The organism is Mesorhizobium sp. M0514, from assembly GCF_040321145.1.
GTDB lineage: Bacteria > Pseudomonadota > Alphaproteobacteria > Rhizobiales > Rhizobiaceae > Mesorhizobium.
Genome location: NZ_JAMYQZ010000143.1, coordinates 1 through 8949 on the forward strand (window position 1 = coordinate 1; position 8949 = coordinate 8949).

Genomic DNA, 8949 nt, shown 5'->3' on the forward strand with positions numbered 1-8949 from the left:
CGCGTCGATGTCACCTGGCGGATTTCGGGTCTGTTCCGCGACATGTTCCCGACCCAGATCGCGCTGATCGACGCCGCTGCCAACGCCGTTGCCGCGCGCGACGAGGACGATTCGGAAAACCCGCTCGCCGCCAGAACCCGTGCCGATGGCAAGATCGGCCCGCGCATCTTCGGCACCTCGCCCGGCACCTATGGAGCCGGCGTCGAGGACCTGTTGTCGAGTGGCGACTGGGCCGCGCGCGAAGAAATCGGCCGCGCCTATCTCGATGCGACATCGCACGCCTATGGCGGCGCCGAGGGCGAAGGCATTGCCTCCCCCGGCGCTTTCGAGACCCGCATCGCCGAGGCCGATCTGCTCGTCCACACCGGCGACGATCCCGGCCGCGACATTCTCGAGGGCTCCGCCGACGTCGCCTTCATCGGCGGCTTTTCGGCGGCGCTGGCGGCACTGGGCCGCAATGCCGACGTGATCGTGCTCGACACCACCGACCCGCAAAAGCCGAAGCCGCGCTCGGTCGGCGAGGCTGTGTCGCGGGTTGTGCGGGCGCGAGCCGTCAATGCGCGTTTCATCGCCGGCCAGATGCGGCACGGCCCGCGCGGCGCCTCGGAATTCGCCGAGACCGTCGACCGTCTCATCGGTTTCGCCGAAACCACCCACGCCATTTCAGGTGCGCTGATCGAGGCTGTACATGACGCCTATGTCGGCGACGCCAACGTTCGCGCTTTCATCCTGCGCGAAAACCCGGCCGCAGCCAAAGTCATCGCAGAACGCTTCCTGTCGGCACGGCGGCGCGGTCTCTGGCATCCCCTGCGCAACTCGATAGACGATGATCTCGCGGCCCTCATCGCCGAGGCCGAGTGGCTCGGGGTCGCGGCATGAACGCCTTCTCGCGCCGCGGCGCCTGTCCGGCTCTCTCGGCGCCGATGCAGACCGGCGATGGCCTGCTGGTGCGGCTCAACCCGGTTGCGGGAGGGCTTTCCCCCAGGTCGCTGATCGGACTCTGCGAATCCGCCTTGAAGCACGGCAACGGCATCATGGAAGTGACCGCACGAGGCAGCCTGCAGATACGCGGGCTGACAGCGGAAAGTGCGGTGCTGTTGGCGGCGGAGGTCGATGCACTGGGGATTGCAGTGCGTACCGGCGTGCCGGTCGAGACCGGGCCGCTGGCCGGCATCGATCCGCGGGAGATTGCCGATCCGCGAGCTTTGGCTGAGCGGATCAGGATGGCGGTTGAGGAGGCTGGGCTGACGGCAAGGCTGGGACCGAAGGTTTCGGTGGTTGTCGACGGCGGCGGGCAGTTGACGATGGATGCGGTGACGGCCGATGTCAGGCTGAAGGCGGTGCGGGACGGCGGTAACGTTCTGTGGGCTTTGTCTGTTGCCGGCGATGGCCAAAGCGCGAGGCCGCTTGCGACGGCCGATGAGGATGCAGCGCGCGATATTGCGGTTGCTGTGCTGAGGATGGTTGCCGAGAAGGGGCGTGACGCACATCCTCGGGATTTGTCGGAGAGGCAATTGGCCTCTCTCGCAAGCTGGCATTCCTTCGCGCCCCCCTCTGTCCTGCCGGACATCTCCCCCTCAAGGGGGGAGATCAGCAGGGTCGCCGGCGGCTCTCCACTTTCCACGCTGAAATTTGGCGAAATCGCCCACGAAGACGCAATCTCCCCCCTTGAGGGGGAGATGTCCGGCAGGACAGAGGGGGGTGTGCAGGATCGCCGGCCTATCGGTCTTTTCCCCTTATCCAACGACACCACCGCTCTCGGCATAGCCCTCCCCTTCGGCAGCATGCCGGCCGAAAAACCCATCGCCCTCGCCCAAAGCGCCCTGTCCCTCGGCGTCGCCGAAATCCGTCTCGCCCCCGGCCGCGCCTTGCTTTTCCTCGGCCAACCATCGTCCGCAAACCACCTCCTGCAAGCCACCGCCACCGCGCTCGGCTTCGTCACCACCGCCGCCGACCCGCGCACCCGCATCGCCGCCTGCCCCGGCACCCCTGCGTGTGCCTCCGGCCGCATCGCCACGCGCGACATCGCCGAGACAATCGCCGCCGAAAACGCTGATATCCTCGACTTCACACTGCACATTTCCGGCTGCGCCAAGGGCTGCGCTCACCCCGGCTCTGCCGCGCTAACAATCGTCGGCGGCGAAAACGGAGCCGGACTTGTCGTGAACGCGACGGCAAAGGCCCTTCCTGCGGGCTACAGGCCGGGCTATGACGCCGCACGCGGCGTCAGTCGCGTCGCGGCGATGGTCCGCAGCGCACGATTTCAGGGCGAAACCGCCGCCGCTTGCCTGACAAGGCTCGGGCCGGCGGCAATCGCCGAAAGCTACCGACAGGAATAAGCATGGCCGCCTACGATTACATCCATGACGGCAACGCGATCTACGAGCGCTCCTTCGCCATCATCCGCGCCGAGGCCGATTTGTCGCGCTTTTCGGAGGCCGAGGCCGATGTCGCCATCCGCATGATCCATGCCTGCGGCCAGGTCGAGGCATCAAGTCATTTTGTCTTCTCCAGCGATTTCGTCGCCGCGGCGCGGACCGCTTTAGCGGCGGGCGCGCCGATCTTCTGCGACGCGGAAATGGTGTCGCATGGCGTCACCCGCGCCAGGCTGCCGGCGGGCAACGAGGTGATCTGTACCTTGCGCGATCCGCGCACGCACGACATCGCCAGAGACATCGGCAACACCCGCTCGGCCGCCGCGATCGACCTGTGGGGCGAGCGCATGGCCGGTTCGGTCGTCGCCATCGGCAACGCGCCGACCGCTTTGTTCTATCTGCTCGAAAAACTGCGCGACGGCGCGCCGAAGCCGGCTGCGATCATCGGCATGCCGGTCGGCTTCGTCGGTGCGGCCGAATCCAAGGATGCGCTGGCCGAGAATTCCTATGGCGTGCCCTACGCCATCGTGCGGGGACGCCTCGGCGGCAGCGCCATGACCGCCGCCGCGCTCAACTCGCTAGCGAGGCCCGGCCTGTGAACGCGGCTGTCGAAGAAGATCTGGCAAAAGGCCGCCTCGTCGGCGTCGGCACCGGTCCCGGCGATCCGGAACTTTTGACGCTGAAAGGTGCGCGCATCCTGGCCGAGGCCGACGTCGTCGCTTACTTCGCCAAGCGCGGAAACAACAGCAATGCCCGCGCCATCGTCGAGGCGCGCTTCCGCCCGGACATGCTGGAGCTGCCGCTGCTCTATCCCGTCACCACCGAGATCGACAAGGATCACGACGACTATCGCTCGCAGATCACCGATTTCTACGAGGAGTCGGCCGAGAAGGTCGCCGAGCACCTCGAAGCCGGCCGCATGGTCGCCGTGCTCTCCGAAGGCGATCCGCTGTTCTACGGCTCCTACATGCACCTGCATGTGCGGCTCGCGCATCGTTTCCAGACCGAAGTCATTCCCGGCGTCACCGCCATGTCGGGCTGCTGGTCGCAGACCGGCGTGCCGATCGTCCAGGGCGATGATGTGCTGACGGTACTGCCCGGCACGATGAGCGAATTCGAATTGACCCGCCATCTCGCCGATACCGACGCCGCTGTCATCATGAAGGTCGGCCGCAACCTGCCCAAGATCAGGCGGGCGCTGGAAGCGACCGGCAAGCTCACCCGCGCCGTCTATGTCGAGCGCGGCACCATGGCCGGCAGCGTTTCGATGAAGCTTGCCGACAAGCCGGACGACAAGGCGCCATACTTCGCCATCGTGCTGGTCGCCGGCTGGTCCGGCCGTTCTGGCGCTTCGGGAGCCAAGCCATGAGCGGCCGTCTCACAGTCATCGGTCTCGGACCCGGCAATGCCGATCAGGTCACGCCGCAAGCCAGCCGCGCTGTGACCGAAGCAAAATTCTTCTATGGCTACAAGCCCTATCTCGACCGGCTGGAATTGCGCCCGGACCAGATCCGCGTCGCCTCCGACAATCGCGAGGAACTTGCCCGCTCCAAAGACGCGCTGGTCAAGGCCGCCGAGGGCCATGACGTCGCAGTTGTGTCCGGCGGCGATCCCGGCGTCTTCGCCATGGCGGCCGCCGTCTGCGAGGCGATCGAGGCCGGTCCGGCCGAATGGCGCGCGGTAGACGTCGCCGTCGTGCCCGGCATCACCGCCATGCTGGCCGTCGCCGCACGCATCGGCGCACCGCTCGGCCATGATTTCTGCGCCATCTCGCTGTCCGATAATCTGAAGCCATGGGATCTGATCGAGCTGCGCCTTTTGGCGGCGGCCGGCGCCGGCTTCGTCATCGCGCTCTACAATCCGATCAGCAAGGCGCGCCCCTGGCAGCTTGGCCGCGCCTTCGAATGCCTGACCGCCATCCTGCCCGGCACCACGCCGGTCATCTTCGGCCGCGCCGCCGGTCGCCCGGACGAGCGCATCGAGGTGTTCCTGCTGGCCGATGTCGAGGCGGAAAAGGCCGACATGGCGACCTGCATCATCATCGGTTCGCCGGAAACACGGATCATCAAGCGCGGCGACAAACCGGCGCTGGTCTACACGCCGCGCTCCGCGACGGGGTCGAGACCATGATCGATCATCGCGGCCAATGCTTCGACAGTTTCGGCCGACGGCACCTCCGGCAGGTTGGGCCTGCGCACCATCACCACCTCGATACCGAGCGCCCGCGCCGCGGCGATCTTGCCGTAGGTGGCCTCGCCGCCGCTGTTCTTGGATACGACGACATCGATGCGGTGCTCCTCGAGCAGTGCGTGTTCATCCGGCTCGCGGAACGGCCCGCGCGCCAGCAGGTAGGCCGCATCCGGCACCGCCAGTTTCGGCTCGACCGGATCGACGCTGCGAACAAGGTAATGATGCTGCGGCGCCGCCTCGAAAGCCGCAACCTCCTGCCGGCCGAGCGCCAGGAAGGCGCGGCGCGGCGTCGATCCAAGCGCGTGCACCGCATCGCCTGTCGTATCGACATGCGTCCAGCGGTCGCCATCGACAGGCTCCCAGCCGGGGCGGCGCAAAGCAAGGATCGGCACGCCGGTCAGGCGCGCGACTTGCGCCGCATTAGCGGAAATTCGCGCGGCATAGGGATGCGTCGCGTCGATCAGCAGATCGGTTCGCGTCTCCTTGAGATAGGCGGCCAACCCTTCACTGCCGCCAAATCCGCCGCTGCGCACCGGCACGCCTTGCGCGACCGGGCTTTCGGTGCGGCCGGCCAGCGACAGGGTGACACGGAAATCTTCCACCAGTTTTTCGGCCAATTGGCGCGCTTCTGTCGTGCCGCCAAGGATCAGAATCTTCTTCATGAGCACCATGTTGAACAGCGTCGGCGCTGCCCCTCACCCCTACCCTCTCCCCGTGAAGAACGGGGAGAGGGAGGCGTCAGCGCCGGAGCTTCTCCCTTCTCCCCGTCACTACACGGGGAGAAGGTGCCGGCAGGCGGATGAGGGGCGGCGCGACATGTCAAAAAAACAGCCCACGCCAAAATGGCTTACAATCGTCGGCATCGGCGAGGACGGTTTAGCGAGTCTCGGCGACGAGGCCAAGCGGCAGATCGCTGACGCCGAGACCGTCTTCGGCGGCAAGCGGCATCTGGCGCTGGTGGCTTCGCTCATCAAGGGTGAGCAGCGCCCATGGCCGGTGCCCTTCGATGCCGGCATGGCAGACGTGCTGGCGCTGGCCGGCCGGCGCGTCTGCGTGCTCGCCTCCGGTGATCCATTCTTCCACGGCGTCGGCGCCACCCTTGCCCGCAAGGTCAAGCCTGAAGAGATGCATGTCATCCCCGCGCCGTCAGCGACTTCGCTGGCCGCCGCACGGCTCGGCTGGGCGTTGCAGGACATCGAAGTGATCTCGCTGCATGGCCGCCCACTCGATCTGATCCGGCCGCTGCTGCATCCCAGGGCGCGCATCCTGGCGCTGACATCGGACGGCGACGCACCAGCGACAATAGCGCGCCTGCTCGTCGAACTCGACTTCGGCGGTTCGCGGCTGACCGTTCTGGAAGCGCTGGGCGGACCGAACGAGAAGCTTCGCTCGGCACGTGCCGACGCTTTCGATCTCAGAGACATCAATCCCCTCAACGTGCTGGCGCTTGAGCTTGAATCGACACAAGAGGCCCGCATCCTGCCACTGACCGTTGGCCGTGCCGACCATCTGTTCGAGCACGACGGCCAGATCACCAAGCACGACATCCGCGCCATGACGCTTGCGGCGCTGGCGCCGAGGCGTGGCGAATTGCTGTGGGACATCGGCGCCGGTTCCGGCTCCATCGGCATCGAATGGATGCTCGCTCACCCCTCGATGCGCGCCATCGCCATCGAGGCCAACAGCGACCGCGCCGCCTGCATCGTCCGCAACGCCGCGCATTGCGGTGTGCCCGGTCTTGTCGTTGTGGAAGGGTCGGCACCCAAGGCGCTTGCCGGGTTGGCCATACCGGACGCGATCTTCATTGGCGGTGGTGGTAGCGATACCGGCGTGCTGAACGCCGCCATCAAGGCGCTGCCATCCCGTGGCCGTCTCGTTGCCAATGCGGTGACGCTGGAGATGGAGGCGCTGCTTCTCGCGGAGCACATCAAGCGCGGCGGCGACCTTACCCGCATCACCATTTCCCGCGCTTCTCCTGTCGGTTCGATGCAGGCCTGGCGCCCGGCCATGCCGGTCACCCAGTGGAGCTGGGTGAAGCCATGATGGTGGCGGGCATCGGCAGCCGGAAGGGCGTGAGCATCGAAGACGTGCTCGCGGCGATCGAAACCGCCCTCGAAGCGCACGGGCTGGCGATAACGGCGCTGTCGGCCTTGGCGACCGCCGCGCTCAAGAAAGACGAAGAAGCGATCTCTGCCGCTGGCCGCACGCTCAACCTTCCCGTCATCATCGTTGATGACGCAGCACTTCAGGCCGTCTCGTCGGAGGCACTCAGCAAATCCGATCTCTCGCAAGACCTCGCCGGCACACCCTCCGTCTCAGAAGCCTCCGCCCTTGCCGTTGCCGGCCCCGGTGCAAAGCTGCTTGGTCCACGCACCGTGCTCGGCCCGGTCACCTGCGCCATCGCCATCAGCGGAGACGCGCCATGACCGTGCATTTCATCGGCGCCGGTCCCGGTGCCGCCGACCTCATGACACTGCGCGGCGCCAAGCTGCTGGCAAGCTGCCCGGTCTGTCTGCATGCCGGCTCGATCGTCGCGCCGGAATTGCTGCAACACTGCGCACCGGGGACCAAACTGATCGATACGGCGCCGATGTCACTCGACGAAATCGAGGTCGAATATGTGACAGCCCACCAGGCCGGCCACGATGTCGCCCGCCTGCATTCCGGCGACCTCTCGGTGTGGAGCGCCGTGGCCGAGCAGATCCGCCGGCTGGAAAAGCATGGTATCCCCTATACGCTGACGCCGGGCGTTCCCTCCTTCGCCGCCGCTGCCGCCGCGCTTCGCCGCGAACTGACCATTCCCGAGGTGGCGCAAAGCCTGGTGCTGACCCGTGTCTCCGGCCGCGCGTCCAAAATGCCGCCCGGCGAAACGCTGGCCGGGTTCGGTCGCACCGGTGCGACGCTCGCCATTCATCTGGCCATCCACGCCATCGACCGCGTCGTTGCCGAATTGACGCCGCATTATGGCGGTGATTGCCCGGTGGCGATCGTCTTTCGCGCCTCGTGGCCGGACGAACGCGTGCTGACCGGCACGCTGGCGACCATCGAGGCGCTGCTCGCCGCCGATCCGATGGAGCGCACGGCGATCATCTTCGTCGGGCGCTCGCTGGCAGCGGAAGGGTTTGGCGAAAGTTCATTATACGACGCCCACTACCAGCGGCGTTTTCGCGGACGGGATGGATTGTGAGCGGCCACACCAGGAACAACGGCGAAAACGCCACGCTCGAACAGGCGCTTGCCCGGCTGAACTTCAAGCCGCGTGCGCTTGAGGCGGGCCATGTCTGGCTGGCCGGCGCCGGCCCCGGCGACCCCGGCTGCCTGACGCTGGAAGTGCTGGCGGCCTTGGCCGAGGCCGATGCTGTGGTCTACGACGCGCTGGTTTCGCCCGATGTCGTCGCCGTCGCAGACAAGGCCGAGCTGTTCTTTGCCGGAAAACGCGGCGGCAAGCCGTCGATGAAGCAGGACGACATCACCGCTCTGCTGGTGCGGCTGGCGCGCGAGGGCCGCCGCGTCGTCCGGCTGAAGGGCGGCGATCCCTATATTTTCGGCCGCGGCGGCGAAGAGGCGCTGGCGCTGGCGCGCGAAAAAATCCCTTTCCGCGTCATGCCCGGCCTGACATCGGGGCTGAGCGCGCTGGCCGCCACCGGCATTCCCGCAACCATGCGCGGCATCAACAAGGCGATCATCCTGGCGACAGGTCATGCCGCCGGCACAGATGACGATCTCGACTGGGGCGCGATCGCCCGCACCGGCCAGCCGGTGGTCATCTATATGGGCATGGCCAATCTGCCTGTTATCGCCGCGTCGCTGCTCGAAGGCGGGCTGGCGCCGTCGACGCCGGCGGCTGTCATCGTTTCGGCGACGACACCGCAGGAGCGGACCGTCGTCGCGACACTCGCCACCATTTCCGAAGCGGCCGCCGCGGCGGAATTGGCCTCGCCGGCCCTCATTGTCGTCGGCGGCATCGTCGCCATGCGCGCGGCACTGGCGGGTAACGCATGACCCGCGCCATCATCATCGGCGCGCCGCGTTCCGGCTCCGGCAAGACCAGCGTCACCATCGGCATTTTGCGCGCGCTCGCCCGGCGCGGCATCAAGGTGCGCGGCGCCAAGTCCGGCCCCGACTATATCGATCCGGGTTTTCATACCGCCGCCACTGGCCTGTCCGGCGTCAACCTGGACAGCTGGGCGATGTCGCCTGACCTGCTCAACGCGTTGGCCGGCAATGCCACCGAGGACGCCGATTTTTTCTTCCTCGAAAGCGCCATGGGCCTGTTCGACGGCATCCCGGCCGGACAAGGCCGCACCGGCTCGGCCGCCGATCTGGCGCGGCTCTACCACCTGCCGGTGCTTTTGGTGCTCGACGTCTCGGGACAGTCGACGAC

General features: G+C 66.9%; 11 protein-coding genes. 10 read left to right on the forward strand and 1 reads right to left on the reverse strand.

Annotated features, from left to right (window positions below; genetic code table 11):
- The 5 genes from NKI61_RS31230 to NKI61_RS31250 all read left to right on the forward strand — a co-directional run.
- Positions 1 to 879 (forward strand): cobaltochelatase subunit CobN (locus NKI61_RS31230; RefSeq protein ID WP_352842206.1); only part of this gene is annotated, 879 nt, incomplete at its 5' end.
- Entirely contained in the window at positions 876 to 2339 is a 1464-nt protein-coding gene (cobG, locus tag NKI61_RS31235; protein WP_352842208.1) for a precorrin-3B synthase, read from the forward strand. The genes NKI61_RS31230 and cobG, both read left to right, overlap by 4 nt.
- Positions 2340 to 2341: 2 nt before the next feature.
- Positions 2342 to 2974, forward strand: coding sequence for a precorrin-8X methylmutase (locus tag NKI61_RS31240; protein WP_023744663.1), 633 nt, complete (start codon positions 2342 to 2344; stop codon positions 2972 to 2974).
- Positions 2971 to 3744 carry a precorrin-2 C(20)-methyltransferase gene (locus NKI61_RS31245; RefSeq protein ID WP_352842210.1) on the forward strand — a complete coding sequence of 258 codons (774 nt, stop codon included), beginning with the start codon at positions 2971 to 2973 and terminating at the stop codon, positions 3742 to 3744. The genes NKI61_RS31240 and NKI61_RS31245 overlap by 4 nt, the downstream gene beginning before the upstream one ends.
- Positions 3741 to 4505 carry a precorrin-3B C(17)-methyltransferase gene (locus tag NKI61_RS31250; RefSeq protein WP_352842212.1) on the forward strand — a complete coding sequence of 255 codons (765 nt, stop codon included), beginning with the start codon at positions 3741 to 3743 and terminating at the stop codon, positions 4503 to 4505. The genes NKI61_RS31245 and NKI61_RS31250 overlap by 4 nt, the downstream gene beginning before the upstream one ends.
- Here NKI61_RS31250 and NKI61_RS31255 read toward each other — a convergent pair.
- Positions 4469 to 5227: a cobalt-precorrin-6A reductase gene (locus NKI61_RS31255; protein ID WP_352842214.1), complete on the reverse strand. Its 759-nt coding sequence runs from the start codon at positions 5225 to 5227 to the stop codon at positions 4469 to 4471. The two genes, NKI61_RS31250 and NKI61_RS31255, sit on opposite strands and share 37 nt — an antisense overlap.
- Before the next feature lie 154 nt (positions 5228 to 5381).
- Here NKI61_RS31255 and NKI61_RS31260 point away from each other — a divergent pair, with 154 nt between their 5' ends.
- From NKI61_RS31260 to NKI61_RS31280, 5 genes are all read left to right on the forward strand, one after another.
- Positions 5382 to 6608 (forward strand): bifunctional cobalt-precorrin-7 (C(5))-methyltransferase/cobalt-precorrin-6B (C(15))-methyltransferase, encoded by a 1227-nt coding sequence (locus NKI61_RS31260; RefSeq protein WP_023741642.1) that lies wholly within the window; start codon positions 5382 to 5384, stop codon positions 6606 to 6608.
- A complete protein-coding gene (locus NKI61_RS31265) occupies positions 6605 to 6991 on the forward strand; it encodes a cobalamin biosynthesis protein (RefSeq protein ID WP_023698345.1) in 387 nt (128 codons plus the stop codon). Before NKI61_RS31260 ends, NKI61_RS31265 begins: the two co-directional genes overlap by 4 nt.
- Complete coding sequence (gene cobM, locus NKI61_RS31270) at positions 6988 to 7752, forward strand: precorrin-4 C(11)-methyltransferase (protein WP_023741644.1); 765 nt, start codon at positions 6988 to 6990, stop codon at positions 7750 to 7752. Before NKI61_RS31265 ends, cobM begins: the two co-directional genes overlap by 4 nt.
- Complete coding sequence (gene cobA, locus NKI61_RS31275) at positions 7749 to 8567, forward strand: uroporphyrinogen-III C-methyltransferase (RefSeq protein ID WP_023741645.1); 819 nt, start codon at positions 7749 to 7751, stop codon at positions 8565 to 8567. The genes cobM and cobA overlap by 4 nt, the downstream gene beginning before the upstream one ends.
- Positions 8564 to 8949, forward strand: a 386-nt coding sequence (locus NKI61_RS31280) for a nucleotide-binding protein (RefSeq protein WP_502899954.1), incomplete at its 3' end; no start/stop codon positions are given. The genes cobA and NKI61_RS31280, both read left to right, overlap by 4 nt.